The organism is Porcincola intestinalis (assembly GCF_009696445.1).
Classification (GTDB): domain Bacteria; phylum Bacillota; class Clostridia; order Lachnospirales; family Lachnospiraceae; genus Porcincola; species Porcincola intestinalis.
Map to the genome: position 1 here is coordinate 1 of NZ_VULZ01000013.1, position 22023 is coordinate 22023.

The following is a 22023-nucleotide window of genomic DNA, read 5'->3' on the forward strand; positions in this document are numbered from 1 at the left end:
CAGTAATGTATGGAGCTGACTGTTACTAATCGGTCGCAGGCTTATCCAAAAGGCACAATGGTAAGTGAGTTTGGAAACGGATAGAAAAGGGAATGTCAGGATAAAGATTTTGTGTGCGGTTTTGAAGGTGCGGATCACACAGCACGATAGAAGAATGACTTTGAAACTGATAAGTGAGTTCAGGATTGAAAATCCTGTTGAATTCCGTTTCAGGTTGTGACATAATAAGTGTTGTGCAATCTTCCTCAATAGCTCAATGGTAGAGCATTCGGCTGTTAACCGAAGGGTTGTAGGTTCGAGCCCTACTTGGGGAGCTGGAAAAAGATTTTCGATACTTGGATCCTTAGCTCAGTTGGTTAGAGCAGTCGGCTCATAACCGATCGGTCCTGGGTTCGAGTCCCCGAGGATCCATTTTGTGGCCCAGTGGCTCAGTTGGTTAGAGCGCCGCCCTGTCACGGCGGAGGTCACCGGTTCGAACCCGGTCTGGGTCGTATGGGACAGGCAAATTGCCTGTCCTGTTTTTTTAAGCCGCAGTGGCGGAACTGGCAGACGCCTGGGACTTAAAATCCCATGAGTCGTGACACTCGTACCGGTTCGATCCCGGTCTGCGGCATAGGACAAGAACCTCAGGAATTCTGAAAATACGGTATTCCTGAGGGCTTTTTTACGTATTAGGAACCATTCGGTTAGCAAAAAGTTAGCAAAACTCAGCTGGTTTGCAGAATTTGCACGCCATCCAGCAGTTGGCGGTCATGCTCTTCCATGCGTTTGGTGACGTGAAAATAGACATCCCTGGTAGTATGACCGTCGGAGTGGCCAAGCCGGCGGCTGATCGTTTCAAGTGGCACACCGGCTTCGGCAAGCAGGGCCACATGGGTATGCCGGAGTGAGTGAGGGGACAGCTTGCGGCCAATCAGCTTTTCTGTACGACGTTCGATGTAGATACGATAGGCGTCGTAGCTGATGCGCCTGCCATCATCATCACAGAAGAAATGATGTGTACGGAAGCCATACATCAGGGATCGCCGTTTCTTGTCAGCTGAGATTTTTCGGCAGATGGCTTCAAGCTCAGGCTGGATTGAAATGGTACGTGTGGATGTTGCTGTTTTCGTAGTGCTCACCTTGTGAATCGGCAGAGAGAAGGTTTTCGTGATTCTGATTTCTCCTGCAGTCAGGTCGATATCGCTGTCCTCAAGGACAATCGCTTCACCGATGCGCATGCCCGTAAGGATCAGGAACTCAGTCAAGAGTCGCCAGATGTCTATCGACATACCGTCGAGGAGTTTTGTAATCTCATCTCGCTCAAGATATTTTAGATAATCTTTCTCCCTGGCTGTCTTGTCTTCCCGCCGCCGAATTTTGTCAATCCAGCTGATATTCTCGATCAGGTCAGCCTGGTATCCCCAACGTATCAGCGCCTTAAAACGGGTCAGGCGTTCGTTATAGGTTGTCGGATCATCGGAATGTAGACACTTGGCCACATATGGAGCTGTCAGATTTGCGACGATGGCATCATCGCCGATCATACGCCGTAAAGATGCAGTACGCCGTTTAGAAGATTCAGCAGTCTGCTCCTTGTGGGTTTGCCGCTGCCATGCGCAGTAGTTCTCACACAGTACTTTGAACGTGACAGCATCAGGTTTTCCAGATCTTGCCATTGCCTCAGCAATCTTCTGATCGAGGGCAGCACGCGCAGCTCTGGCGTCATTCCGCTTCCGACCGGTTGGTTTCAGCGTAACCGTCACCGTACGTGTCTTGCCGGTGATTGGATCCTTGTAACGTTCGAAATAGCAGATGTTTCCGGATGGCTTTTTCTGTGTCCACATAAAAACGCTCCTTTCAGGGTGCAAAACCCCAGGGAGCGTGATACAATCATCTTTGTTGGGGGATGAAAGCATCACGCTTCATTTACTTTGCCGCCTGCAGCGCCAACTGCGGGCGGCTTTTATGTGCTGATCTTATAACTATTTTACTGTGCTTATGGCTCTACTATAATATCCAGAATCTCGCAATTTATTAAAACAGAATAGTGTGGCCTTTACATCAGAAAGTGAATCATGCTGAGTATCATTTCCCCAATCATAGCCAAAGTGACTTGCGCAAGCAGAGAGTTTAAACCATCTATTATGCCCATGATAGGAGTCATATATTCCTCTGTAATTCGCATAGTCTTTCATGACGTCAATTGTTGGTCCGGAATAAGAAACCCCAGCAGCTTTGATAAACTCAAGATCAAAATCGACATTGTAGCCTATTACACAGGATGCTTTTTCAAAAATACCTATCAGCTGATCCAGATAGACATCAATCTCATTTTCACTTTTTACCATTGCAGGAGTAATACCGTTTATATCGGTAGCCTTAGGCCAGGACTTGCGATGATTCGGCTTAATCAGATGGTAAAATAATGTATTCCCATTCATATCTATGATCGCAATCTGCAATAACTCATCATTCTTATTTGGATTTAATCCGGTAGTTTCTGTATCAATAAATATGGGATTTGATAATGCCCTTTGAAAATTAATGGACCTTTTCTTTTCAATATGATGATCCTTTGTCCGTCTGACAAAGTAAATAAAGGCTGCAATAGCGATAAAAAATGTGCCGACTGGCACGTATCCGCCTATCATTGTTAAAACGCCGATGATGACTAGGATTATAACGACCTTATTGTGCTTTTTCATTTTTTAAGTATTCCTCCTTATATATACCTGTGCCGGCTCTCGACTACAACGCCGATCACCCTCACAGGCAGTTCCTCAACCTCTTTGTTTGTATAGTACTGTACGTCATAAGACGGGTTGATCGGCAGCAGCCGGATCCCGTCCTGATACTTCATGATCCTCTTGCAGGTGGCATCATTGCCGTTGACGGTCGCTGCAACAATGGATCCGGATTCCGCGTCATCTGCCTGTATGCAAATGATGTAGTCGCCGTCCTTTATGTCAGGCTCCATGGAATGGCCGGAGATCTTCAACCCGAAATACTTTTGCCCGGGCTTGACCGGAACGGTAGTGAGGTCGACCTCATCAATGACATCCTCAATCATCTCGATGGGGACGCCACCAGCGATGCGGCCATAGACCTTGACAGTACGTGGAGAAGATACCTGAAGCCGGCTGTTATCATTGGCAAGCTTATTGTGCCTTCTGGCATCAAGGAGTTTGGCTTCATCCTCTGTCAGCAGTCGGGATATTTTATCCCAATTCCCATTAAGGTACTCCATGTTTACGTTAAATAAATCACAAAGAGCTTCCCGCATTTCCATTTTAGGCTGCTTTACGCCACGCTCCCATTGAGAAACGGCAACATTAGTCACCCCAAGCTTATCGGCGAGCTCTTGTTGGGACCAGCCGTTAGACAATCGCAATTCTTTAATTCGGTCTTTAATATCTGCGTATTCACCCATATTTAAACCTTCAGATTAGAAAGAATCATTTTTTCTATTGACAAGTATAAACCATAAGTATACAATGTTCAACGTAAACCAAAGGTTTATATGAATAGGAGGGAAAAGCAATGGGATGTACGGCAGCGAGAATAAAGCAGCTGCGAATATCTAAAGATGAAACCCAGAAGGAATTAGCAGAAGCAATAGGGGTTTCTGTGATGGCCGTTTCTAAATATGAAAATGGGTTATCGGTGCCAAGCGACGACACGAAAGTAAAAATTGCTAGACATTACGGGGTGTCAGTAGAGTGGCTTTTTTTTAAACCATAACAGTAAACCAAAAGTTAATATTTGGAAGCAGGAGAAGGGAGAGAGGACGCGATGATAAACCACGAAAAGATGACCGTCACGCTTGACAGGGTTGAAGTGCTTGACTGTCGTCTTGCAATCCTGGGGATTATCCAGGAACAGAGAAAAGCCGGAAAGACTTATCAGAGATGGCAGCCGATATATGACAAGTTGACCGAGCAGCTCAAGGCATTTGATGAAGAATACGAAAAGACACATCGTGAGATAGAAGGGATGAAAGGATGAGAAAACCAAAAGACCGGTGGGTACGACACCCCACCAGCCTTTCGCCGAATTTGTTTACCCTATACGCCTTGCAGGTTTTCACCGCGGCAGATGTCGTAAACCGCGTCTATGGGGCGTCACGTCACTTTTGCAGTTTCGATTCTGCGAATGCCTGAACGCTGACGTGTGAATGGAATACACGATACGGTGCGCACATATTTTCGCTAGCAAATGGAATGTGCAAACCCCTCATTTTTATGTGTGAGTGCACACTGCGCCGTACCAGTTGTTACTTAACCCAGTTTAACGTGTGATGGTGCCACATAGCGACCAACCCATAAGGGAGCAGGCAAAGTCAAAAGTTTTGTCAATAGACATCACTCCTTTCCTTGCCGATAGGCATAGAAACATTTTAGCACCATGTTAAACAGCGCCAATAGGGTAAACAGGCGGAAGCGCCAGAAAGGAAACAATGATGGATCAGCATACAGAAGAGCTGGCAAATTACATCAGGAAAAACGATTACAACCTGGCGAGTATCGCCAGGGAGACAGGAATCCCGTACATGGCGCTGTATGACAGCCTTTTCAATTCATCCCGGAGCAGGCAACTCCGGGTGAGTGAATATTTCGCTGTCTGCAGCTGTCTGGGAGTTTCGCCGGGACAGTTAGAGGAGAGATACAGAGGGATGCCGGAAGAGGTTACTACTGAGAGGAACGGCCATGGATCCACAAATTGAGATTGAAGCCAGGAGAAGAGCGGATCAGAAGCTCATGGAGGGCGAGAACAAGAAACAGCTGGTCAAGGAATTGAAAAAGCTGATCAAGCAGACAAGAGCCGGAATCGCTGTAAAGGCAATTGAGTACACGAAGAGCGACGAAGACGACGAGTATGTCATCATCGAAAACTATTACGGAAAGACGAAGAAGATCGACGTGACAGCGGATTCAGGGATAGCGCTGATGAGAGACATCCTGGCGGGAATCAGGTAACCGGGTGCCAGAAGAAAAGGAGAATCGCGGATGATCCACCATTACATAACACAGTATCTCAAAGATGGAAAACATTTTGCTGAGTCTTGGATACAGATAAACCTTTTCGGTAAGTGTTTCTGCTTTAGCCGAAGGAGGATAACTATTCATGAAATTTAAATGGGATCACAGAGCAGCAACTCAGTGATCCCAAGACGAAGGCTTTATTTATCCTTCTTCCATCCGTTTCCGGGCTTGGATGTCGGAGGCAATCGGTCGCCGCTTTCGATAGTAGCGCGATGGCCATTAGGAACTTGACCACCGCGCGGGCCTACTTCTGTATATTTCCCTGGCGCTTGGTTATCCGTTCCGGGTTTGATGATTTTCGGCATGTTATCACTTCCTTTCAAGGATAAATGTTGATGGAGAACATTTGTTTAATACTAAATATAGTCCGCACATAGAAGGAGGTCAAGAGATGGAAGCCAAGGAGATTACAGATCTGATCAATCAGGAAAGGATAAAGCAAGGGATGAGTGTCAGCGAATTTGCTCGGCGCGTTGGTGTGTCCACCTCAAACGCTAATTACTGGTTCAGAGGCGGGAGAATAAAGCTGGAAAATGCGGACAAAGCACTCAGAGTACTTGGACTTACAGCAGTTATCGGTAAAGGGAAATTATGAAACAAGGAGGGACGAATGCCAACAGTGCTGCTGATAATCTGGGCAGCTATAGCAACGATTGGATGGATGAAGTGGAAGGTGGCTTTGAAAATGTTGCTATATGTTCTGCTGAGAAAAGGAATAGAGCCGCCATCAAATGAGGAGATAGCGGCTTATAGAGAAGACTTCGAGAAGGATTGGATCAGGGAACGTTTTGAAAGAGAAGAGAACTGATTATTTTCACAGAGGTCTCAATCAGCGCGGGAATAGAAGCTGATCCGACAACGGAAGAAGCCCGTTGGATTTTCTTGAATACAGGTTCAGGCCGTATGGTTTCGAGAAACTGATATCCATCATAAGTGATGCGGTTGACCAGAAGTTCATTAAAGCTGTCATCGCCGGAATCAGCACTGATCGTTATGAAATGTGCTTCGTCAAGGACAAAAAGCGTATTGATGACTTCGGGAGCAGAGATGCCGGTATCACTGGATATTTGCCGATAATCGATTGATTCGAAGCCCTCATCTTCAGACACTGTCAGATTTGATTCAAGGTAGAGAAGAAGGGATCGAATAGTTTCTAGGTTGAGCTTCATGGGAAGAGACTCCTTTCTACAGACTCAGGCGCTGCAACGCCATGTAAGAGGAGGATAGCACCAGGGGAGCAAAGAAGAAATGGGGAAGAAAAAGCAATTCAGGTTTTTCTGCGGAATTGGCATCAAAACCAGCAACAAGACGAGGGGAGGACAGAAGGTATGTATCTAAGCAAGGCAAAGCTTATGGAAGAGTACGGAATCAGCAAAAGTAGTGTGGACCGGATACTGAAGCTGATTAGAGACCATTCCGCCAGGTACCCGAAATCGGCGGTGATAAGGAGCGGGAATATCGTTCGGATCCGAGATGATGTATTCCTGGACGCATTCCAGTACACGGATCAGATCATGTGCGGAATTGCACCGAAGTTTGTGCCAAATGAACGGCACGCATGGGAGCGGATCAGTGCGTTATGACGATGGAAGTCATCACCGTTAGGAACGGCGAGGTCATAAAGGGAAAGCAGTTCACCAGCCAGGCAGCAGCCTACAGATTCTGCGTGCAGCGGAACTGGAGAGCGCAGGACAATGCCGGGCGGAAATGTCAGCTGATGATACGGACGATGAGGGAGAAAGAAACATGAGAACGGTAAGAACACAGCCGGAACGCCGGCAGCATGAGAAGTGGATGATCGAGTGTACAGCACACAGATATATCTGCCTGTACCGGAACAATGAGGTTGTAATGGGATACAGCAACCTGATGCACAGCATGGAATCGATCATGGGATACGTAGAGCATAAGACAGGCTGCAGATTCACAGATATTCCGATCCGCGGGAAACGCGAAGACTTCACAGGCCTGATGTTCGACAAGATATCAGCAAAAGAGGACTTTGAGAGGCAGATGAGGCTGCAGGAGGTGCAGGGATGAAGAGGAAGGCAATAGCAAATCTGGCGGCAGCAGGGCTGACAGTGGGATTCTTCGCAGCAGTCCGCCCGGAAAAGACGCCGTCCATGTGGATGGTGGCATTGTTCGCGATTGCGTTCTTCCAGCTGGGGAAAGCGCAGATCCACGCGCTGTTCCCGGAAAAGCATTATCTGACAGCCCGCAGGGTATCGATGACGCAGCAGGATGCAGTGCGGTACGCACAGACGCATGTGGGGAGGGGGTGAAAGGAAAGGAGAAACTAGGAAAGCACCAAAGCACCACTGAAAGATCAAAAGAACAACAGAAAAGCACATCCTGGTGATACATCACACAAACAGTCAGACAGCAGGAGCTGTCTGACAAACCAGGGAAACAAGGGAAACCATAGGGAGAAAGAGAGAAAGAAATGAAGACATACTACGCAAGAATCAGATTCAAAGAGGACATCCTGGGAACGTCCCCGGCGGACCCGAAGATTCAGGAGAAGTTTGTCAGCAGCAAGATTCCGGACACGGTAATTGATCCGGACACGCAGAAGAAGGCAGAGATCGCTGGCGTGACTGCAGCAGAGGCGGTCGAGAAGAGCATGACAGTATTTTACAGAAATCAGGACGGACAGCCGATCCTGATGCCGTATCAGGTAGCCGGATTCCTGAAATCTGCAGCCAAGGCGATCAACGGCGAAGTCGGGAAGGGAACGCCGGCAGCAGATGGCGGAGCGGATGATCAGGGGAAGAAGAGAAAAGCAGGAAAGAAGGAAGGCTACATCACAGCCTATAAGTCCAAGATCGACCAGTATGTTTTCGTTTCATCCATAGATTACGACTATGACGGAGACGAGTCGGATCCGGGAATTGTCCTGCATCTTCCGGAAGGAGGAACAATCGGTGACTGCCAGCGTCCACTGAGAGCTGAGACGCTGCAGGGTCCGCGGACAGCGCTGGCAAATTCGGAGAGCCTGCCGAAAGGAACATGGTGCGAGTTCAAAATCACGGTGCTGCTGGCGGAGATGGAAAAGATGATTCCAAGGTATTTGGACTACGGGAAGTACAACGGAATGTGCCAATGGAGAAATTCCGGGAAAGGCCGCTTCAAAGTTGAGGAGATCAAGGAGCTGTAACAGCTGAGGAGCAGCAATGAAAAACTGTGACCCGCAAGGGAAAAGAACAGCAAAGTATTGATATGCCTAGAACGGCAGTGAACTAGATCTGCAGAGAGTAACAGAGAATTGAGCTGTATAGCCTACCCATCGTTGCAGCAGAGCTGCATTGATCCGCATGGCCAGGCAAGGGCGTGGACATGCTTTCAATTGCAGGGCTCGGAAAAAGATTAGAGCAGATGAGAGCAGAGGCATTGAAATGATGATGAGAGCAGCGGCACTGGACTGACCAGAAAAGTAAAGGAATCGTTTGGATACGCAAAGATTAGGCAGAGAAAGGGATAGCCTGGATGGGCAGCAGCGTCGCAAAGGTGTGCGAAGCAGGGGATTGGGTTCGCAGCGATCAGTAAAGAATGAATAGCGGATCGGAGTAATGGTTTAGATTTGCGTAGTGTCGCAATGGAAACGAATTGATACGAAAAGCGGAGGAAAGGATATTCACAGAAAAAAAACAGAGTAGGCATAGAAGTGCTCTCAATTGCATTGGAATAGAGAAGTTTTGAACGATGAGGCCGAGAACAGATCAAAGGCAGTTGATAGTGCAGCGGAATGGAGCAGAAAGGCTGGGAACAGCAGCGGATTTGAACAGATAGGACACGATCTGAAGTTTAAAAGAAAAAGGCCGGTGCCGTATGGCGCCGGCCGCATCAACAAGGGGGGTGATCCCCTTTTTCATCTCGATAAAATGTCTAAATTTATGACAAGGAGCCGGGGAGATGGCGGTCAGGAGAAAGACGTACGCCTTCCGGAAAAACGCCATTGTGGAGGTGGAGGAGTTCCATGATGGCAACTATGGCAAACCGGGAGTCAGGAGGAAGCAGCGGAATAGCCCGACAAGAGAAGATAAGCTGAGAGCGAATGCCAGGGAGAAGGCGAAGCGGTGCAGGCACAGACTCCTGGAGTATTTCACACCGGGAGATGTGATTGCCACATGGACATATCGGCAGGATGAAAGGCCGGAGGATATGGCAGCAGCACTGAAGGATTTCCAGAAGGCAATCCGGAAGGTAAAGGCCGAGTACAAGCGGCAGGGACGGGAACTTTTCTGGATCCGGAACATCGAACAGGGAACCAGAGGAGCATGGCATATACACATAATCGTGAATGAAATTGGAAATACCATGAGCATCCTGCAGAATGCCTGGCCGCATGGCGGGACGTGGGCAGACAGGATCGGGAAGTGTTCGCGGTACTGCCCGGACTTCTCACAGCTGGCGGATTACCTGACGAAGGATGAGCACAGCCTGGAAAAACGGAAGGATGGGAGCATGGCGAAGCCAAGGCTGCAGCAGGCGAGTTACTCCACATCACGGAACATGCCGCTCCGGCAGCCGAAGGTCGACAGGCTGATACGGTGGAAACCAGAAGTGAAGCCGAAGAAGGGATACAGGATCCTGCAGATATTTACTGGGGTAAACCCGATGACAGGATTCATGTACCGGAGATATTCGATGATACGGGAGGGCGAAGATGACGGTAGATATCCTGATCTTGACTGACAGCAGGGAGCAGCGGAGAAGCCAGAAGAAGTACTGGTACTCGATGAAGTGCGACCTGAATGGGGAACTGAAGAAGACGGAAGGCACAGGCCAGATCGACGGAACCTATCACCAGGCGACACTGGCCGCGCTGATCAGTGCAATGAGTCGCCTGAAGCGGCCGGCAGATGTCTGCATCCATACACAGGACAGGTACGTACGGTCAGCGATTACAGGCAGCCTGCCGAAGTGGGCCCAAAGCGGATTTGTGGCAGCAGGCGGAAGGGAGCTGGCGAACCGGAAGGAGTGGGAGGAGGTATGGAGATATTCAAAGGGACACAGAGTCACAGCGGCAGGGTGAGGGGAGAAAAGCGCCAATGCATACCAACACGCACCAACACACACCAATACGCGCCAACACGTATCGCTTGGCTTGAATTCAAGCGATTGATTTGGGGTGCAAACACGCGCCAACACGCTGTGATAAAGCCCGGAATCGATTGCGCATTTGCAATGGGTTGAGCCTGGACGATGATGAATTGCACACAATCTAAAAGGCAAGGTGTACAGCGTTTACAAGTGCTGGAGGATTTTGAAGGGCGAATGAAAAGAAAAAAATCAGCGATCGCTGGCGACCGGGAGAACGTCTGTTTCATCTGCGGAAAGCAGGGACGGATGGAGAAGCACCATATGCTGCACGGTCCATACCGTAAAGCAGCAGACAGGTTTCACCTGGTTTGCCACCTGTGCAGGGATTGTCACCAGGCGTTGCACGATAAGGGGCTGCACGACAGAGAGCTGCAGGTCATCGCGCAACGGACATTCGAACGCATGTACGGACACACGGAATTCATGCAGGTATTCGGGAAGTCGTGGATAGAAGGAGGAGAGGATGAATAAAGAACCGGGAAAGAGTGCAAAGGCGGAAGCGGAGATCACGATCAAGGTTGACGGCCAGGACGTAAAGATGGATTACACCGGAAACATGGCAGGGCTTCTGTGCGCAGCAATGGGAATCATTCAGTCGGTGGCAGACAAAACAGGGAAGAATCCAGAATATATACTGGCAGCAATGTTGGAAACAGAGGTGATGGGTGGTGTGAAAGATACGACAACGGCACAGGGAAAGGAATGAAGAGTGAATGATGGAGGACGAGGTAAAGCGGATCCAGAGGACAGGAACCTGCAGATACTGCCATCAGCAAAGGTTCGTAGAAGTGCCAGAGGATGCCGATGAGGAAGAGATAAATGATACTGCCACAGAAGAGTGTGACTGTGAGGAGGCACTTCAGGAAAAGGAACGGCAGCAGAAAATAGAAGCCGCGCAGACATGGGCAGGAAATGTATTCACGCCTGGTCCACAACTGGACACAGTGATGAGTGCCATCAGAGCAGTTGCTGAAAGGAAAGTGGAAAGTGTAACGATCAAGATATTAAAAAGGACATGGACGATCGACAAGGATGCAAACGGGATGATCCGAATCAGGATGACATACAAGGATACAAACGAAGAGACATTCTGAAGGACCGGGGAAGGACAAAAGGGCAATGGATGAAGTCAGAAGGCTGGAAGAAATGGCGAAGGCAGCAGCAGCCCTGGGGGACAAGCAGGCATTGCACGATGGAGCGGAAGCGCTGAGACGGATGGTGGTGCCGCCAGGGGAATACACTGGGTACTGCCCGAACTGCAGGGAGAGGGTGACGATGACGGCCAGATACTGTCGCAGATGCGGGCAGCGGCTGCCGGAGCATAATTGGGACGAATGAGGAAATGAGGAGGAGCGGATGGCAAGGGACTACCAGAGACATGACAGAGATTACAGGCTTCCACAGGCAGCGTATATGGCAACACTCTGGGTGATTCGGGATTATCAGAGAATGAAGGAGGAATATGCATCCATTGGAACGATCTCATCGCCAAACTGCGACGGAATGCCGCACGCAGCAGGCGGACGGGACGCGAACGCGGATGACGCGATCAGAGCGGCGGCGATTGCCGAAAAGATCAGCGCGATCGAGAAATCATTGCAGGCAGTCCCTGCTGATCTGCGCAGAGGGGTATGGGAATCGATACAGTACAGGTCGCCATACCCACAGGATGCGGACCGGACGACATACGGGCGGGCAAAGGCACGGTTCGTCAGAGATGTCGCAAAAAGACTGAAGATCGTATAAGTTGCATCACGGGGGTAAAGTTTCGGTGGTATTATGATAGTGTCGGAAAATGAAAAGAACCGATGTACTTCTTTCTCCCTTAAGCGGTGGGCGTTAAAGCCTGCCGCTTTGGTAGTTATTCACCAGAAAAATATCTATTGACAAATGTGTATCGGGTGTGTATTATATACATATAGGAGGTGCACATGAAGAGAAGAGATTTGATAAATCGGCTGGAGAATGCAGGTCTAAAATTCGAAAGGCATGGTACGGATCACGATATCTACAGCAAGGATGGGCAGATAGAAATGATACCGAGGCACCGTGAGATCAACGAAAGACTTGCGAACGCCATCTTAAAACGGTGGAGAGCTTAACGGCTCTCCACTTGGGAATCTCTTTTCACACAAATAACATAGGGCGGAGGAAATTAACATGAAAGCAGCATATCCGACAATACTTACACGAGACAAAAACGTTGTTCTTGTCGAAGTCCCTGATCTTGGAATACTCACAGAAGGGAAGAATGTAGCAGATGCCATTTACATGGCGAGGGATGCTATAGGATTGGCGGGCGTCACATTGCAGGACAAGAAGCAGGAAGTACCGAAGCCTTCGGCGCTAGAGGATATTGATGTATCTTCCGGGACGTTTGCAGATGCCGGCGCAGGAATCCTGACACTTGTTGATATTGACTTTGACGCATATCGCAGGAAGCTTGACAGGAAAATGGTAAGGAGGAATGTAACGCTTCCAGAATGGCTTAATGAAGCGGCGGACGAGGCAAAGCTAAATGTGTCAGGCGTACTGCAAGAAGCACTGAAAGAAAAGCTTGGGTTTGCAAAAGAAGCATAAATAAACAGCAAGCAGGGGGATGCTATAGAGCATTCCCTTTTTGTGTGGCAGCAGTGCTGCCGGGCGGACAGTTGCAGCCCGCATTAAAAATTCACCCGGCGGGGCAATCACCCCGCCCTATTTATACCCTGCCTTATACACCGGAGAGAGCATGCAGAAGAAACCGAAACGAGCAGATCATCAGGGACCACAACGTCATCTGTATGAGCACAACCGAAAGATCATATTTGCAACCCAGAGGGTATGTGCAATATGCGGGAAACCAGTGGACTTCTCTCTGAAGTTTCCGGATCCTATGTCGGCGACATGTGATCATATCATCCCGATCGACAAGGGTGGTGATCCGTCATCCATCGATAACCTACAGCTTGCGCATCTTTGCTGCAATCGGGCGAAGTCAGATGATATCGTTCGCAAGGTGAAGCACAAAGAAGAAGTAATAACGAACAGGAATCTGCCACAGCACGCTGACTGGATTGCGTACAGATCTAAAGGTAAGACGAAGTAAAAAAACGTCTGCAGGAATATGGCGGGGGAGTGGTATACCCAGGGCGGCCAAGCGGCAATCAGGCCTGTAACTGCACACACTCTCTCGAATAGTCAGACCATTTCAAAGCGAGAAAATCAAAATGAAGGGTATAGCATACTTACAGACAAAACTGGATAAAAAGCGCACAAGGGTGCTGCTGAGATATCGGTACTATGAGCAGCTGGAAGGGTATCAGGATCTTGGAAGCCTGATCTCTGCAAGTAAAGCGCAGGAGTATAATTCTGTGCTTGGCTGGTGCGCTCATGGCGTCGATTTCCTCGCGGACCGGCTGAATTTTACTGGGTTCGATAATGACGTGCTAAATATCATGGATCTGTATAAGCAGAACAATCCGGATATTATCTTTGATTCCGCGATACTAGGCGCGTTGATCGGGTCCTGTGATTTTATCTATATCTCCGCAGGGGAAGATGGACAGCCGCGCATGCAGGTGATTGATGGGGCAAATGCTACAGGAATTATTGATCCGATCACCAACATGCTGCAGGAAGGATATGCGGTTCTGGAACGTGATCCGGACACGGACCGAGTTTTAGTGGACGCCTATTTTGTTCCAGGAAGCACAACAGTTTATTGGCGGAGCACTCCGCAGCAGCCAGCGCATAGCCAGGTATTCGGAAATGTATCGCCCTATCCGCTTCTGGTCCCGATCATTTACAGGCCGGATGCTAAACGGGTATTCGGGCATTCCCGGATATCGCGGTCCTGCATGAATCTGATGAACAAAGCGCGTGCCGCAATAGCACGGTCGGACATCACGGCAGAGTATTACAGCTTCCCGCAGCGGTATGTTCTTGGACTGGCACAAGACACGGAATTTGATAAGACGAAAGCGTCGGTGTCCTCATTCCTGGATCTGCGCAAGGACGAAGACGGGCAGTATCCTCAGGTTGGGCAGTTCCCGCAGAATAGCATGCAGCCGTACATGGATCAGATTAAGACCTATGCGCAGGCGTTTGCCGGTGAGATGGGCATGACGGTTGATGACCTTGGTTTTGCTTCCAGTGCTCCGACATCTCCGGATGTAGTGCGATCCGCGCATGAATCGCTTAGCAAAACAGCCCGGAAAGCTCAGCGGACGTTCGGATCCGGTTTTCTGAATGCCGGATACCTGGCCAGAATCGTTGCGGATAACTATCCATACCAGCGCCAGGCAATCGCGGAAACAATCCCGACATGGGAACCGGCGTTTGATATGTCTGCATCCCAGATTTCCGGCATTGGCGATGCCGCGGTGAAACTGAATCAGGCTGTTCCAGGCTACATCACCCCGGACAATCTGAAAAAGCTGACAGGTATGGACGGATCCGCGCAGAATGCCCAGACTGAGGTTTGATAGATGGCAAAAGCAATATTGGGAACTGTACAACAGGCTGCGTCAAAATATGCGGACACCCTGCAGGAGATAAAGGACGAATTATCGAAGAGATGCCAAACTGACAAAGAGATCAGTACTCTGCTTGCCAGAATTCAATCCGGATCCGGATCATACGAGGACGCTTCGGAAGCTTCAAGGCGAATTGGATCAGAGCTGTCAAGGATCTATACACAGAAGATGAGAGACGCCTATGACATCAATATGTCGGCGGATACTGGTGAAATTGACGAGATCCTCAGGCAGACATTAAAGCATGATTATGATACGATCGCAGATCTTTCCAGAACGACACAGGAAAGTCTTAACAAGACCGCTGGAATCAATATGAAGGCAGTTGTGCCGGAGTACAATGTGAATCGTACTGAAGGCATTATCTCCCGTGTAGACGAGTTCTCACAACGCAATCTGGATGCCGCCATGAATGAGCTTGAAACAAACATGGAGAATTACTCGATGTCTGTTGTCGATGATTCGGTAAAGGCAAACGCAGAATATCAGTTTAAAGCCGGGATGGTCCCGAAGATCAAGCGTATCATGCATGGATTCAAACCGTGTAAATGGTGCCAGGCACTTGCCGGAACGTACGAATATCCTGATGTCCCGGACGACGTATACCGAAGGCATCAAAATTGCTATTGCACTGTCACTTATACGCCTGCAGGTTCTAAGAAGTCGCAGGACGTATGGAGTAAGAAGTGGGGAAAAGAACAAGACTTTGAAATAGAACAAAGGATAAAAGCCTATTCAAATCAACGATCTACAGTATTATCTGGCGGAAAACAATATCACCCTATGGATCCGAGTAATCCGCGGGATGTTAGTGCGGCAAGGGAATATAGAAAAATCAGTCGGAATAACGATATCGCACGAATAGCAGATAGCAGCGGGTTTTCAAGAGAAGATATCATACAGATAAAACGTCATATTTTTTATGATAAACACAAAAAATATGATGGTGAGTACGGACTATTAGTACCTGATTATGATATGGCCGTTGCGTGGAAACGATTGGCAAATGGAAAACCCGAAGAACGTGATATCGTACTACTGCATCATGAGTTGCTTGAAAGTAAGCTTGAAAAAGAATACAATTTAACTATAGCAGAAGCGCATGCGACGGCTACAAAAAAATACGATTGGGCATCAAGACTGATTAGCGATCTTGGTGAGAAGGGTGAGCCAGATGGTTTATTGTGATTATATTGATCATTCGGATATCTCAGTAAAATATGCGTTTGGACAAACAATAGATGACATTACTGGTACGCTTGAATATGATTTTGCTAATGGAACAATAAATATTATAAATCAGCCTAAAAAGTATAAGGTTTTAACAAGGCAAATCGAAAGTCTGTTTAGCAAATATCGGAATGATTTTGCTAATGGAACATATAGAAGAAAAATAGCATATGAAGCTTGAAGCGCCGTTTTGCAGATGGCGCTTTTTTCATGGGAGATGCAGCATGGCAAAAGATGATTACAATGTTGTAGTATTCAAAATTCTGACGTATTTGTATGCCTGCCTGAAAAGAACAACTTTGTTTGACGAAAAAGTATTTAAGCAGATAATTGATAAACAGAGCATTCCGGATGAATATCTGACAGATATCTTACGCATGATGACGGAAGAAGACCTGATAACAGGTCTGGTATTTGCCAAACCGTGGGGCAATACATATTTTTTAGCAAATGAATATGGAGATATGAAAATCACTTCTTATGGAATTTACTATCTGAGTGAAGACAGTACGATGTCAAAAGTGAGGGATGTTTTAAAAGATAATACTGGGTTGATTGGCGAGCTGATCAAGATGGTGCTGTAAGTAAAAATAATAAATGGCAATGGTAACAACGGCGATCAGAAATGACCGCCTTTTTTGATGGAGAAAATCAGCATGAGAGAGATCAGAGCACCGGTAAGGAGGTGGGATTGAGTGGGAGAACGGCAAGGCCGACAGACGCCCACGAAATCCTATGTACTACCCTATAGCAGAACCAAGGGGAAAGAGGCAATAGAACTATATAACAGCGCAAAATCAGACGTAAAAGCAATGCCCTGGCAGGAGCTTCTCGCGTATGACATCCTGGCTGTAAACAATGACGACAGCTGGGTGCATATGAAATATGGCTATGCTGTCAGTCGGCGGAACGGTAAGTCTGAGATCGGTGTGATCCGCTGCCTGTATGGGGTAAAGCATGATGAACACATCCTGTACACGGCTCATCGATCTGATACGGCCCGGGCAATCTGGGAGCGTGTCTGTGATTTTGCGCTGTCACTTGGATTCAAGTTCAAGACCTACTCTTCTTTCGGACGTGAGGGGATCGAATGGGGCGATCCGGACGCATCGGAAGACGAGAAAAAGCTGAAGCATTTTAAAATCGACTTCCGGACAAGAAATTCAGCTGGTGCCGGTCTCGGATCCGGATATGACTGTCTGATCATCGACGAGGCTCAGGAGTACACAACAGAGCAGGAATCATCTCTGAAGTACGTTGTTTCCGCAGCAAAGAATCCGCAGACGTTGTACTTCGGCACACCGCCGACAATGGTATCCAGGGGAAATACATTTCCTCAAATGCGGAAGAGAATCCTATCCGGGGAAATGCCGGACTCCGGATGGTCTGAATGGTCCGTCGATGCTATGCATGATCCGCAGGACGTTGATGCCTGGTATGAGACGAACCCATCCCTCGGAACCCAGCTGCAGGAGCGCGTGATCAGGTCGGAAATCACAGCGGATGAAGTCGATTTTAACGTCCAGCGTTTAGGACTGTGGCTGTCCTATAACCAGAACGCATGCATTAAGCCTGCTGAATGGAATATAGGCGCTGTAAGCGCGGTACCGGCTCTGCATGGAAAACTGTTTGCTGCCGTAAAATACGGGCATGACAATTTGAATGCGGCATTGTGTATAGCAGTAAAGACCAGGTCAGATACTGTGTTTACCGAAATGATTGACTGCAGACCGGTGAAGGCAGGCAATGAATGGATCCTTCATTTCCTGAAGAATGCAGATATTCAGAAGGCTGTTGTTGACGGGAACGGATCCAAGACATTGATAGAGCAATGCGGGACTGTGGGATTCCGGAAAATCACGGTTCCAAAGGTCGCGGAAATTATGCAGGCAAACAGTGATTTTGAGCAGGCTGTTTTTTCTGGAAAGCTGCAGCATATGGAGCAGCCTTCGCTGGATGAGCTGGTGACAAACTGCGAGCATCGGGCCATCGGATCGAATGGAGGATTCGGCTACCGGACACTGGCCAGCGGAAGAGACGTGGCACTGATTGAATCAAATGCCCTTGCCTTTTGGCTGTGCGAAACGAACAAACCTGCAAAGCAGGTAGTTAATTACTAAATTTACCGGTACACACGGGAAAATGTGGGAGGAAAAACAATGGCAGAGTTTACACCAATTACAACACAGGAACAGCTTGACAGCATCATCGGAGACAGACTGAAACGTGGGAAGGCAACCACGATCAAGGAACTGCAGGAAGCTGGATGGATGTCCAAGGATGACATAGCCAAGGTAAAAGCCGGTTATGAAAAACAGCTTGCGGACATGTCAGCAGCTGCAGATGAGCAGACAAAAAAGTTTGCCAAATATGAAAAAGATCTGGCTGACCGTGATGCAAAAATAAAAAGTTACGAGACCGCTTCGGTAAAAGCGAGAATAGCGCACGAGGAAGGATTGTCCTACGACGCAATACAGTTTCTTCAGGGCGACGATGAGGAGAGCATTAAGACGTCCGCAGAATCGCTCAAAACACTCATGGGGTCTGCAAAACCGAATCCAGCACCGCTGGCAAATCCTGACAGGACTTCCGGGGCGAATGCGGATTATAAGACCCTGCTTCACAATTTGAGAGGAGAATAAGAATGGCAACAACTATCACAAAAGCAACGCTTGATCCCAAGATGGTATCTGAGATGTTCACAAAGGTGAACGGACATTCCGCGCTGGCAAAGCTCTCTGCACAGAAGCCGATCGCCTTTAACGGAAACGAAGTGATGACCTTCTCCCTTGACGGGGAGGCGGCGATTGTCGGTGAGGGCGAGAACAAGCCGGCAGGATCCGCTGTTGTGGCGCCGGTTACGATCACGCCGATCAAATTCGTATACCAGCACAGGGTGTCCGATGAATTTGTACGTGCATCTGACGAGAATGCGATTCCTTACCTTCAGGCGTTCACTGAGGGGTTTGCCGCAAAGATCGCCAGAGGTCTTGATATCGCTGCTCTGCACGGACTGAACCCGGCAACTGCTACAACGGCAACATCTGTGTCTGGAAAGTCGTTCGACACGCTGGTTACACAGACCGTTACCTATTCGGCAGCAGCTGCAGATGACAACATTGATGATGCTGTCGCGGCGATCCAGGCCGAGGATGGGGTAATCAATGGCATTGCTATGAGTACAGACTTTGCGGCAGCGCTGTCCAAGATCAAGGCAAACAATGTTTCCCAGTACCCGGAGTTCCGTTTCGGAGCAAATCCGGCAACCTTCTCCGGAATCCCGTCTGACGTAAACACGACAATTGCGTTCGGTTCTTCCAAGGACAAAGCGATTGTCGGCGACTTCGTAAACGCATTCAGATGGGGCTATGCAGCAAGCATCCCGCTTGAGGTTATCCAGTATGGTGATCCGGATGGACTGGGCGACCTGAAACGGATGAACCAGGTTGTTCTCAGGTCAGAAGCCTACATTGGATGGGGCATCCTGGATGCGTCCAGCTTCTGCCGCATTGTGGCGGGATCATGATCTACCGGAACACAAAAACAGGCACTGTGATCCATATCTCAGGTGAGCTGAAGGGCGGTAACTGGGAGGAGGTGAGGCCGGTGGAAAAGCCACCGGCCAAAAAGCCTGTAAAAAGGTCCGTGAAAAAGCCTGTGAAGAGGGATTAAGCAATGGAAAGTTTTGCGACAGTTGAAAATCTGGCAGCCTACACTGGAAAAGTATATACGGAAGACGAGAAAGGCAGGATCACCGGGCTGCTCGAGGATGCGTCCAGCTATATCCGGGCAAAGGCGATCGTATCGGGGAAAGACATCGACGCAATGATCAGTGAAAACCCGGGGCTTTCTTCTATCGCGAAGATGGTCAGCATTAACATGGTTGTCCGTGTCTTGGAATCATCTACGGAAAGCATGCTGCTCTCCCAGGAATCGCAGACAGCCGGGAGCTATACATGGTCAGGCACCTATGCGAATCCAGGCGCAAAACTTTATCTGTCCAATGCGGAATTAAGGGATCTAGGACTGCTGAAGCAGAAGGCCGGGTTCACAGAAATGTATGGTGATAGCAATGATTAAGGGACAGACCGTTATTCTGTATGATAAGCAGCAGACCGGGACGGATCCGATTGGGAACCCGGTTTACAGCGAAACAGCAGAAGAGATTGCAGATGTGCTTGTGGTTCCGGTTTCGTCTGAAGAATCCATACAAGACACGAATCTTTATGGAGTAAGTACGGTTTATTGGCTTTTCATTCCGAAGGGTGACGCGCATGAATGGCGTCACAAAAGGGTTTCGTTCTTCAACGCCAACTGGCAGACCGTAGGGGAACCCATTCAGTACATAGAGGAAAATGTCCCGCTTCGCTGGAATAAGAAAGTCAGGGTGGCGCACTATGAGTAAGCTGGACGTCGTAATTAACAAATCCGCGGTCGGGGAACTGCTGCAGTCAGCAGAAATGGCAAACGCTATAAGACCGTATGCGGAGGCTATAGCAAACAGCGCGCCGCATTGTACGGTAGACGAAACGGTACTCCGCACCCGTGTGCGTGTGGGCGTTGTCCAGAAGATGACGCATGATGACATGGAGAACCACACATTACTAAAGGCGGTGCATTTCCAATGATGATCGAGGAAAAGCTTTACAGATTTCTCAAAACAAAGCTGGACGGAGTTACTGTCTGCTTGGAGCGCCCGGAAGCAAAACCGGAGTATTACGTCCTGATCGAACGGACGGGCGGAACGGAGATCAATTATATATCGAGCGCAACAGTAGATATCATTTCAAAGGCACCGACGCTTTACAAAGCGATGGAACTTGATGAGAAAGTAAGGCACGTCATGAGAGATTTTGTAAGCGTTGATAATGTATCGTCATGCACACCTAATGCCACAGGAAATTGGACAGACACAGTAACGCATGAATACAGATACCATTCGACATTTATTATTAGATTTATGGAGGACTAAAAAATGGCTAATACAGCTAGTAATGTAACAACAGGGAAGCCAAAGGTTGGCGGTGCAATATACTGGGCACCCGCTGGAACCACGCTTCCCACAGATGCGGTAACGGCACTCGACAAGGCGTTTGTTTCGCTTGGCTACTGCTCCGACGATGGCGTATCGAACAGCTCCGCGCCTGACACGGACACCGTTAAAGCCTGGGGCGGCGATCCAGTTATGACCACGAACAACGGCCGGCCGGACACGTTCCAGTTTACGCTGATTGAGTCCAAGAATGTGGACGTGCTGAAACGCGTATACAATTCCGGGAATGTATCCGGGGATCTGGAGACGGGCGTGACCGTGAAGGTAAACGGGGAGGATCCGGAAGAGGGCATCTGGGTGATTGACACGATTCTTCGTGGAAATGTGTTGAAACGGATGGTGATTCCAAACGGATCCGTTACTGATCTGGGGGACATCACCTATGCGGACGGTGATCCGGTAGGCTATGAGGTAACCGTTACAGGAGCACCGGACGCGAGTGGAAACACCCATTATGAGTACATGAAGAAAGCAACCGAATAAAGGAGATAGCAGACAATGGCAGAAAAGCGGTTTACAGGAGTAACAAAATCCGGGTTCGAATTCAGTATTTCGGAATCCGCACTGGATGATATGGAGCTTGTGGATCTCCTGGCTGAATCAGATGATAACTTTCTGGTTTTCCCGAAAGTTCTTGAACGGCTGCTTGGAAAGGAGCAGAAGAAGAGATTTTACGATCATGTCAGGAGCGCTTCCGGAAGCGTACCGATCGAGGCTGTTACGCAGGAAATGCAGGAGATCTTCGCCTTGTGTAACGCAAAAAACTCCTGACGCTTGCTGCCTATAAAAAATATGATGAAAACGCTTTAATCTGCGATTTTGCGGAATATTACCATATCTACGATTACAGACGGCTCCCGGCACGATATGCCGGCATATTGGCGCAGGGGCTGCGTGCCGATAGCCGCTGTGTAATGCGTTTTTATGGACAGAAGATTAATCCGGATAGGTTCCTGCTGATGACGATCTGCGACGAGCTGCAGATCGTGATGCATCAGCAGCGTGTGATCGCAGGCAGCAAGCACAATCCAAAGCCCAGATTGATGACAGAAAGGATCAGGGAAGTGCAGAATCAGAGCAAATATGAGTCATTTGA

Annotated in this window: 40 protein-coding genes and 4 tRNA genes; 39 read left to right on the forward strand and 5 right to left on the reverse strand. The window is 48.6% G+C overall.

Translation table 11 applies throughout. From position 1 onward, the window contains the following. The first annotated feature begins 242 nt into the window (after nucleotides 1-242). From FYJ35_RS11090 to FYJ35_RS11105, 4 genes are all read left to right on the forward strand, one after another. Nucleotides 243-314 (forward strand) — tRNA-Asn (locus tag FYJ35_RS11090). Between the two features lie 23 nt (nucleotides 315-337). Beyond that, nucleotides 338-411: transfer RNA gene (locus FYJ35_RS11095), tRNA-Ile, on the forward strand. A 6-nt stretch (nucleotides 412-417) separates the two neighbouring features. Continuing rightward, a tRNA-Asp gene (locus tag FYJ35_RS11100) sits at nucleotides 418-491 on the forward strand. Nucleotides 492-527: 36 nt separating this feature from the next. Next, nucleotides 528-613: transfer RNA gene (locus FYJ35_RS11105), tRNA-Leu, on the forward strand. A 94-nt stretch (nucleotides 614-707) separates the two neighbouring features. Here FYJ35_RS11105 and FYJ35_RS11110 read toward each other — a convergent pair. The 3 genes from FYJ35_RS11110 to FYJ35_RS11120 form a co-directional block, all read right to left on the reverse strand. Continuing rightward, nucleotides 708-1826: a tyrosine-type recombinase/integrase gene (locus tag FYJ35_RS11110; RefSeq protein WP_205839816.1), complete on the reverse strand. Its 1119-nt coding sequence runs from the start codon at nucleotides 1824-1826 to the stop codon at nucleotides 708-710. 138 nt (nucleotides 1827-1964) lie between these two features. Further along, the gene (locus FYJ35_RS11115) at nucleotides 1965-2687 is read right to left on the reverse strand and encodes a 3'-5' exonuclease (RefSeq protein ID WP_154526536.1); all 723 of its coding nucleotides are present in this window, start codon (nucleotides 2685-2687) and stop codon (nucleotides 1965-1967) included. A gap of 17 nt (nucleotides 2688-2704) precedes the next feature. Further along, nucleotides 2705-3412 carry a LexA family protein gene (locus FYJ35_RS11120; protein ID WP_154526538.1) on the reverse strand — a complete coding sequence of 236 codons (708 nt, stop codon included), beginning with the start codon at nucleotides 3410-3412 and terminating at the stop codon, nucleotides 2705-2707. Between the two features lie 110 nt (nucleotides 3413-3522). Here FYJ35_RS11120 and FYJ35_RS11125 point away from each other — a divergent pair, with 110 nt between their 5' ends. The 4 genes from FYJ35_RS11125 (at nucleotide 3523) to FYJ35_RS11140 (ending at nucleotide 4958) form a co-directional block, all read left to right on the forward strand. Next, nucleotides 3523-3723, forward strand: coding sequence for a helix-turn-helix domain-containing protein (locus FYJ35_RS11125; protein WP_154526540.1), 201 nt, complete (start codon nucleotides 3523-3525; stop codon nucleotides 3721-3723). 51 nt (nucleotides 3724-3774) lie between these two features. Further along, nucleotides 3775-3987: a hypothetical protein gene (locus tag FYJ35_RS11130; protein WP_154526542.1), complete on the forward strand. Its 213-nt coding sequence runs from the start codon at nucleotides 3775-3777 to the stop codon at nucleotides 3985-3987. 451 nt (nucleotides 3988-4438) lie between these two features. Then, nucleotides 4439-4705, forward strand: a complete 267-nt coding sequence (locus tag FYJ35_RS11135) for a hypothetical protein (RefSeq protein ID WP_154526544.1) — start codon at nucleotides 4439-4441, stop codon at nucleotides 4703-4705. Next, nucleotides 4689-4958 (forward strand): hypothetical protein, encoded by a 270-nt coding sequence (locus FYJ35_RS11140; protein ID WP_154526546.1) that lies wholly within the window; start codon nucleotides 4689-4691, stop codon nucleotides 4956-4958. Before FYJ35_RS11135 ends, FYJ35_RS11140 begins: the two co-directional genes overlap by 17 nt. A 203-nt stretch (nucleotides 4959-5161) precedes the next feature. Here FYJ35_RS11140 and FYJ35_RS11145 read toward each other — a convergent pair whose 3' ends face one another. Continuing rightward, nucleotides 5162-5329: a YjzC family protein gene (locus tag FYJ35_RS11145; RefSeq protein WP_154526548.1), complete on the reverse strand. Its 168-nt coding sequence runs from the start codon at nucleotides 5327-5329 to the stop codon at nucleotides 5162-5164. Between the two features lie 86 nt (nucleotides 5330-5415). On the opposite strand from FYJ35_RS11145, the gene FYJ35_RS11150 reads away from it, so the two are divergent. Beyond that, a complete protein-coding gene (locus FYJ35_RS11150) occupies nucleotides 5416-5619 on the forward strand; it encodes a helix-turn-helix domain-containing protein (RefSeq protein ID WP_154526550.1) in 204 nt (67 codons plus the stop codon). Nucleotides 5620-5634: 15 nt separating this feature from the next. Further along, nucleotides 5635-5832, forward strand: coding sequence for a hypothetical protein (locus tag FYJ35_RS11155; RefSeq protein ID WP_154526552.1), 198 nt, complete (start codon nucleotides 5635-5637; stop codon nucleotides 5830-5832). On the opposite strand, the gene FYJ35_RS11160 is transcribed toward FYJ35_RS11155, so the two are convergent. Then, the gene (locus tag FYJ35_RS11160) at nucleotides 5801-6193 is read right to left on the reverse strand and encodes a DUF2513 domain-containing protein (RefSeq protein ID WP_154526554.1); all 393 of its coding nucleotides are present in this window, start codon (nucleotides 6191-6193) and stop codon (nucleotides 5801-5803) included. The genes FYJ35_RS11155 and FYJ35_RS11160 overlap by 32 nt on opposite strands. Nucleotides 6194-6352: 159 nt before the next feature. Between FYJ35_RS11160 and FYJ35_RS11165 the strand changes: the two genes are divergently transcribed. From FYJ35_RS11165 to FYJ35_RS11305, 29 genes are all read left to right on the forward strand, one after another. Next, nucleotides 6353-6607, forward strand: coding sequence for a hypothetical protein (locus FYJ35_RS11165; RefSeq protein ID WP_154526556.1), 255 nt, complete (start codon nucleotides 6353-6355; stop codon nucleotides 6605-6607). After that, a complete protein-coding gene (locus tag FYJ35_RS11170; RefSeq protein WP_154526558.1) occupies nucleotides 6604-6774 on the forward strand; it encodes a hypothetical protein in 171 nt (56 codons plus the stop codon). The genes FYJ35_RS11165 and FYJ35_RS11170 overlap by 4 nt, the downstream gene beginning before the upstream one ends. Beyond that, nucleotides 6771-7064: a hypothetical protein gene (locus FYJ35_RS11175; protein ID WP_154526560.1), complete on the forward strand. Its 294-nt coding sequence runs from the start codon at nucleotides 6771-6773 to the stop codon at nucleotides 7062-7064. The genes FYJ35_RS11170 and FYJ35_RS11175 overlap by 4 nt, the downstream gene beginning before the upstream one ends. After that, the gene (locus tag FYJ35_RS11180) at nucleotides 7061-7306 is read left to right on the forward strand and encodes a hypothetical protein (RefSeq protein WP_154526562.1); all 246 of its coding nucleotides are present in this window, start codon (nucleotides 7061-7063) and stop codon (nucleotides 7304-7306) included. The genes FYJ35_RS11175 and FYJ35_RS11180 overlap by 4 nt, the downstream gene beginning before the upstream one ends. 161 nt (nucleotides 7307-7467) lie before the next feature. After that, complete coding sequence (locus tag FYJ35_RS11185; protein ID WP_154526564.1) at nucleotides 7468-8181, forward strand: hypothetical protein; 714 nt, start codon at nucleotides 7468-7470, stop codon at nucleotides 8179-8181. Between the two features lie 755 nt (nucleotides 8182-8936). Next, nucleotides 8937-9719: a rolling circle replication-associated protein gene (locus tag FYJ35_RS11190; RefSeq protein WP_154526566.1), complete on the forward strand. Its 783-nt coding sequence runs from the start codon at nucleotides 8937-8939 to the stop codon at nucleotides 9717-9719. Beyond that, nucleotides 9691-10059 (forward strand): RNase H family protein, encoded by a 369-nt coding sequence (locus FYJ35_RS11195; protein ID WP_154526568.1) that lies wholly within the window; start codon nucleotides 9691-9693, stop codon nucleotides 10057-10059. The genes FYJ35_RS11190 and FYJ35_RS11195 overlap by 29 nt, the downstream gene beginning before the upstream one ends. A gap of 242 nt (nucleotides 10060-10301) precedes the next feature. After that, nucleotides 10302-10598, forward strand: a complete 297-nt coding sequence (locus FYJ35_RS11200; protein ID WP_154526570.1) for a hypothetical protein — start codon at nucleotides 10302-10304, stop codon at nucleotides 10596-10598. Next, nucleotides 10591-10833 carry a hypothetical protein gene (locus FYJ35_RS11205; protein WP_154526572.1) on the forward strand — a complete coding sequence of 81 codons (243 nt, stop codon included), beginning with the start codon at nucleotides 10591-10593 and terminating at the stop codon, nucleotides 10831-10833. The genes FYJ35_RS11200 and FYJ35_RS11205 overlap by 8 nt, the downstream gene beginning before the upstream one ends. 7 nt (nucleotides 10834-10840) lie before the next feature. After that, nucleotides 10841-11221: a hypothetical protein gene (locus FYJ35_RS11210; protein ID WP_154526574.1), complete on the forward strand. Its 381-nt coding sequence runs from the start codon at nucleotides 10841-10843 to the stop codon at nucleotides 11219-11221. A 25-nt stretch (nucleotides 11222-11246) separates the two neighbouring features. Beyond that, the gene (locus FYJ35_RS11215) at nucleotides 11247-11465 is read left to right on the forward strand and encodes a zinc-ribbon domain-containing protein (protein WP_154526576.1); all 219 of its coding nucleotides are present in this window, start codon (nucleotides 11247-11249) and stop codon (nucleotides 11463-11465) included. Nucleotides 11466-11483: 18 nt separating this feature from the next. Beyond that, nucleotides 11484-11873: a hypothetical protein gene (locus tag FYJ35_RS11220; RefSeq protein ID WP_154526578.1), complete on the forward strand. Its 390-nt coding sequence runs from the start codon at nucleotides 11484-11486 to the stop codon at nucleotides 11871-11873. A gap of 185 nt (nucleotides 11874-12058) precedes the next feature. Further along, nucleotides 12059-12229: a type II toxin-antitoxin system HicA family toxin gene (locus FYJ35_RS11225; protein WP_154526580.1), complete on the forward strand. Its 171-nt coding sequence runs from the start codon at nucleotides 12059-12061 to the stop codon at nucleotides 12227-12229. 58 nt (nucleotides 12230-12287) lie between these two features. Next, nucleotides 12288-12707: a type II toxin-antitoxin system HicB family antitoxin gene (locus FYJ35_RS11230; protein WP_154526582.1), complete on the forward strand. Its 420-nt coding sequence runs from the start codon at nucleotides 12288-12290 to the stop codon at nucleotides 12705-12707. 151 nt (nucleotides 12708-12858) lie between these two features. Continuing rightward, nucleotides 12859-13215, forward strand: coding sequence for an HNH endonuclease (locus FYJ35_RS11235; protein WP_154526584.1), 357 nt, complete (start codon nucleotides 12859-12861; stop codon nucleotides 13213-13215). Nucleotides 13216-13336: 121 nt separating this feature from the next. Then, complete coding sequence (locus FYJ35_RS11240) at nucleotides 13337-14593, forward strand: phage portal protein (protein WP_154526586.1); 1257 nt, start codon at nucleotides 13337-13339, stop codon at nucleotides 14591-14593. A gap of 3 nt (nucleotides 14594-14596) precedes the next feature. Next, a complete protein-coding gene (locus FYJ35_RS11245; protein WP_154526588.1) occupies nucleotides 14597-15832 on the forward strand; it encodes a VG15 protein in 1236 nt (411 codons plus the stop codon). Continuing rightward, nucleotides 15819-16055, forward strand: coding sequence for a hypothetical protein (locus tag FYJ35_RS11250; RefSeq protein WP_154526590.1), 237 nt, complete (start codon nucleotides 15819-15821; stop codon nucleotides 16053-16055). The genes FYJ35_RS11245 and FYJ35_RS11250 overlap by 14 nt, the downstream gene beginning before the upstream one ends. After that, a complete protein-coding gene (locus FYJ35_RS11255; protein ID WP_154526592.1) occupies nucleotides 16045-16458 on the forward strand; it encodes a YjcQ family protein in 414 nt (137 codons plus the stop codon). The genes FYJ35_RS11250 and FYJ35_RS11255 overlap by 11 nt, the downstream gene beginning before the upstream one ends. 111 nt (nucleotides 16459-16569) lie before the next feature. Beyond that, nucleotides 16570-17994, forward strand: a complete 1425-nt coding sequence (locus FYJ35_RS11260; RefSeq protein ID WP_205839817.1) for a terminase — start codon at nucleotides 16570-16572, stop codon at nucleotides 17992-17994. A gap of 39 nt (nucleotides 17995-18033) precedes the next feature. Beyond that, entirely contained in the window at nucleotides 18034-18516 is a 483-nt protein-coding gene (locus FYJ35_RS11265) for a capsid assembly scaffolding protein Gp46 family protein (RefSeq protein WP_154526594.1), read from the forward strand. A gap of 2 nt (nucleotides 18517-18518) precedes the next feature. Continuing rightward, nucleotides 18519-19400 carry a phage major capsid protein gene (locus tag FYJ35_RS11270; protein ID WP_154526596.1) on the forward strand — a complete coding sequence of 294 codons (882 nt, stop codon included), beginning with the start codon at nucleotides 18519-18521 and terminating at the stop codon, nucleotides 19398-19400. Continuing rightward, nucleotides 19397-19546 carry a hypothetical protein gene (locus tag FYJ35_RS11275; protein ID WP_154526598.1) on the forward strand — a complete coding sequence of 50 codons (150 nt, stop codon included), beginning with the start codon at nucleotides 19397-19399 and terminating at the stop codon, nucleotides 19544-19546. Before FYJ35_RS11270 ends, FYJ35_RS11275 begins: the two co-directional genes overlap by 4 nt. 3 nt (nucleotides 19547-19549) lie before the next feature. Then, nucleotides 19550-19954 (forward strand): Gp19/Gp15/Gp42 family protein, encoded by a 405-nt coding sequence (locus FYJ35_RS11280; protein ID WP_154526600.1) that lies wholly within the window; start codon nucleotides 19550-19552, stop codon nucleotides 19952-19954. Continuing rightward, nucleotides 19947-20279, forward strand: a complete 333-nt coding sequence (locus FYJ35_RS11285; RefSeq protein ID WP_205839818.1) for a hypothetical protein — start codon at nucleotides 19947-19949, stop codon at nucleotides 20277-20279. The genes FYJ35_RS11280 and FYJ35_RS11285 overlap by 8 nt, the downstream gene beginning before the upstream one ends. After that, the gene (locus FYJ35_RS11290) at nucleotides 20272-20502 is read left to right on the forward strand and encodes a hypothetical protein (protein ID WP_154526604.1); all 231 of its coding nucleotides are present in this window, start codon (nucleotides 20272-20274) and stop codon (nucleotides 20500-20502) included. The genes FYJ35_RS11285 and FYJ35_RS11290 overlap by 8 nt, the downstream gene beginning before the upstream one ends. After that, a complete protein-coding gene (locus tag FYJ35_RS11295; RefSeq protein ID WP_154526606.1) occupies nucleotides 20499-20846 on the forward strand; it encodes a hypothetical protein in 348 nt (115 codons plus the stop codon). Before FYJ35_RS11290 ends, FYJ35_RS11295 begins: the two co-directional genes overlap by 4 nt. 3 nt (nucleotides 20847-20849) lie before the next feature. Continuing rightward, complete coding sequence (locus FYJ35_RS11300) at nucleotides 20850-21410, forward strand: phage tail tube protein (RefSeq protein ID WP_154526608.1); 561 nt, start codon at nucleotides 20850-20852, stop codon at nucleotides 21408-21410. A 15-nt stretch (nucleotides 21411-21425) separates the two neighbouring features. After that, nucleotides 21426-21698, forward strand: coding sequence for a hypothetical protein (locus FYJ35_RS11305; protein ID WP_154526610.1), 273 nt, complete (start codon nucleotides 21426-21428; stop codon nucleotides 21696-21698). Nucleotides 21699-22023 lie beyond the last annotated feature (325 nt).

Bases quoted from the DNA above. Each gene is read 5' to 3' on its own strand.
- FYJ35_RS11160 (WP_154526554.1), bottom strand. From the start codon at position 6,193: ATGAAGCTCAACCTAGAAACTATTCGATCCCTTCTTCTCTACCTTGAA.
- FYJ35_RS11120 (WP_154526538.1), bottom strand. From the start codon at position 3,412: ATGGGTGAATACGCAGATATTAAAGACCGAATTAAAGAATTGCGATTG.
- FYJ35_RS11265 (WP_154526594.1), top strand. From the start codon at position 18,034: ATGGCAGAGTTTACACCAATTACAACACAGGAACAGCTTGACAGCATC.
- FYJ35_RS11215 (WP_154526576.1), top strand. From the start codon at position 11,247: ATGGATGAAGTCAGAAGGCTGGAAGAAATGGCGAAGGCAGCAGCAGCC.
- FYJ35_RS11125 (WP_154526540.1), top strand. From the start codon at position 3,523: ATGGGATGTACGGCAGCGAGAATAAAGCAGCTGCGAATATCTAAAGAT.
- FYJ35_RS11155 (WP_154526552.1), top strand. From the start codon at position 5,635: ATGCCAACAGTGCTGCTGATAATCTGGGCAGCTATAGCAACGATTGGA.
- FYJ35_RS11245 (WP_154526588.1), top strand. From the start codon at position 14,597: ATGGCAAAAGCAATATTGGGAACTGTACAACAGGCTGCGTCAAAATAT.
- FYJ35_RS11220 (WP_154526578.1), top strand. From the start codon at position 11,484: ATGGCAAGGGACTACCAGAGACATGACAGAGATTACAGGCTTCCACAG.
- FYJ35_RS11205 (WP_154526572.1), top strand. From the start codon at position 10,591: ATGAATAAAGAACCGGGAAAGAGTGCAAAGGCGGAAGCGGAGATCACG.
- FYJ35_RS11110 (WP_205839816.1), bottom strand. From the start codon at position 1,826: ATGTGGACACAGAAAAAGCCATCCGGAAACATCTGCTATTTCGAACGT.
- FYJ35_RS11230 (WP_154526582.1), top strand. From the start codon at position 12,288: ATGAAAGCAGCATATCCGACAATACTTACACGAGACAAAAACGTTGTT.
- FYJ35_RS11240 (WP_154526586.1), top strand. From the start codon at position 13,337: ATGAAGGGTATAGCATACTTACAGACAAAACTGGATAAAAAGCGCACA.
- FYJ35_RS11225 (WP_154526580.1), top strand. From the start codon at position 12,059: ATGAAGAGAAGAGATTTGATAAATCGGCTGGAGAATGCAGGTCTAAAA.
- FYJ35_RS11200 (WP_154526570.1), top strand. From the start codon at position 10,302: ATGAAAAGAAAAAAATCAGCGATCGCTGGCGACCGGGAGAACGTCTGT.
- FYJ35_RS11275 (WP_154526598.1), top strand. From the start codon at position 19,397: ATGATCTACCGGAACACAAAAACAGGCACTGTGATCCATATCTCAGGT.
- FYJ35_RS11190 (WP_154526566.1), top strand. From the start codon at position 8,937: ATGGCGGTCAGGAGAAAGACGTACGCCTTCCGGAAAAACGCCATTGTG.
- FYJ35_RS11140 (WP_154526546.1), top strand. From the start codon at position 4,689: ATGGATCCACAAATTGAGATTGAAGCCAGGAGAAGAGCGGATCAGAAG.
- FYJ35_RS11170 (WP_154526558.1), top strand. From the start codon at position 6,604: ATGACGATGGAAGTCATCACCGTTAGGAACGGCGAGGTCATAAAGGGA.
- FYJ35_RS11270 (WP_154526596.1), top strand. From the start codon at position 18,519: ATGGCAACAACTATCACAAAAGCAACGCTTGATCCCAAGATGGTATCT.
- FYJ35_RS11130 (WP_154526542.1), top strand. From the start codon at position 3,775: ATGATAAACCACGAAAAGATGACCGTCACGCTTGACAGGGTTGAAGTG.
- FYJ35_RS11195 (WP_154526568.1), top strand. From the start codon at position 9,691: ATGACGGTAGATATCCTGATCTTGACTGACAGCAGGGAGCAGCGGAGA.
- FYJ35_RS11280 (WP_154526600.1), top strand. From the start codon at position 19,550: ATGGAAAGTTTTGCGACAGTTGAAAATCTGGCAGCCTACACTGGAAAA.
- FYJ35_RS11150 (WP_154526550.1), top strand. From the start codon at position 5,416: ATGGAAGCCAAGGAGATTACAGATCTGATCAATCAGGAAAGGATAAAG.
- FYJ35_RS11210 (WP_154526574.1), top strand. From the start codon at position 10,841: ATGATGGAGGACGAGGTAAAGCGGATCCAGAGGACAGGAACCTGCAGA.
- FYJ35_RS11145 (WP_154526548.1), bottom strand. From the start codon at position 5,329: ATGCCGAAAATCATCAAACCCGGAACGGATAACCAAGCGCCAGGGAAA.
- FYJ35_RS11235 (WP_154526584.1), top strand. From the start codon at position 12,859: ATGCAGAAGAAACCGAAACGAGCAGATCATCAGGGACCACAACGTCAT.
- FYJ35_RS11255 (WP_154526592.1), top strand. From the start codon at position 16,045: ATGAAGCTTGAAGCGCCGTTTTGCAGATGGCGCTTTTTTCATGGGAGA.
- FYJ35_RS11180 (WP_154526562.1), top strand. From the start codon at position 7,061: ATGAAGAGGAAGGCAATAGCAAATCTGGCGGCAGCAGGGCTGACAGTG.
- FYJ35_RS11135 (WP_154526544.1), top strand. From the start codon at position 4,439: ATGATGGATCAGCATACAGAAGAGCTGGCAAATTACATCAGGAAAAAC.
- FYJ35_RS11295 (WP_154526606.1), top strand. From the start codon at position 20,499: ATGATGATCGAGGAAAAGCTTTACAGATTTCTCAAAACAAAGCTGGAC.
- FYJ35_RS11305 (WP_154526610.1), top strand. From the start codon at position 21,426: ATGGCAGAAAAGCGGTTTACAGGAGTAACAAAATCCGGGTTCGAATTC.
- FYJ35_RS11185 (WP_154526564.1), top strand. From the start codon at position 7,468: ATGAAGACATACTACGCAAGAATCAGATTCAAAGAGGACATCCTGGGA.
- FYJ35_RS11165 (WP_154526556.1), top strand. From the start codon at position 6,353: ATGTATCTAAGCAAGGCAAAGCTTATGGAAGAGTACGGAATCAGCAAA.
- FYJ35_RS11290 (WP_154526604.1), top strand. From the start codon at position 20,272: ATGAGTAAGCTGGACGTCGTAATTAACAAATCCGCGGTCGGGGAACTG.
- FYJ35_RS11250 (WP_154526590.1), top strand. From the start codon at position 15,819: ATGGTTTATTGTGATTATATTGATCATTCGGATATCTCAGTAAAATAT.
- FYJ35_RS11285 (WP_205839818.1), top strand. From the start codon at position 19,947: ATGATTAAGGGACAGACCGTTATTCTGTATGATAAGCAGCAGACCGGG.
- FYJ35_RS11300 (WP_154526608.1), top strand. From the start codon at position 20,850: ATGGCTAATACAGCTAGTAATGTAACAACAGGGAAGCCAAAGGTTGGC.
- FYJ35_RS11175 (WP_154526560.1), top strand. From the start codon at position 6,771: ATGAGAACGGTAAGAACACAGCCGGAACGCCGGCAGCATGAGAAGTGG.
- FYJ35_RS11115 (WP_154526536.1), bottom strand. From the start codon at position 2,687: ATGAAAAAGCACAATAAGGTCGTTATAATCCTAGTCATCATCGGCGTT.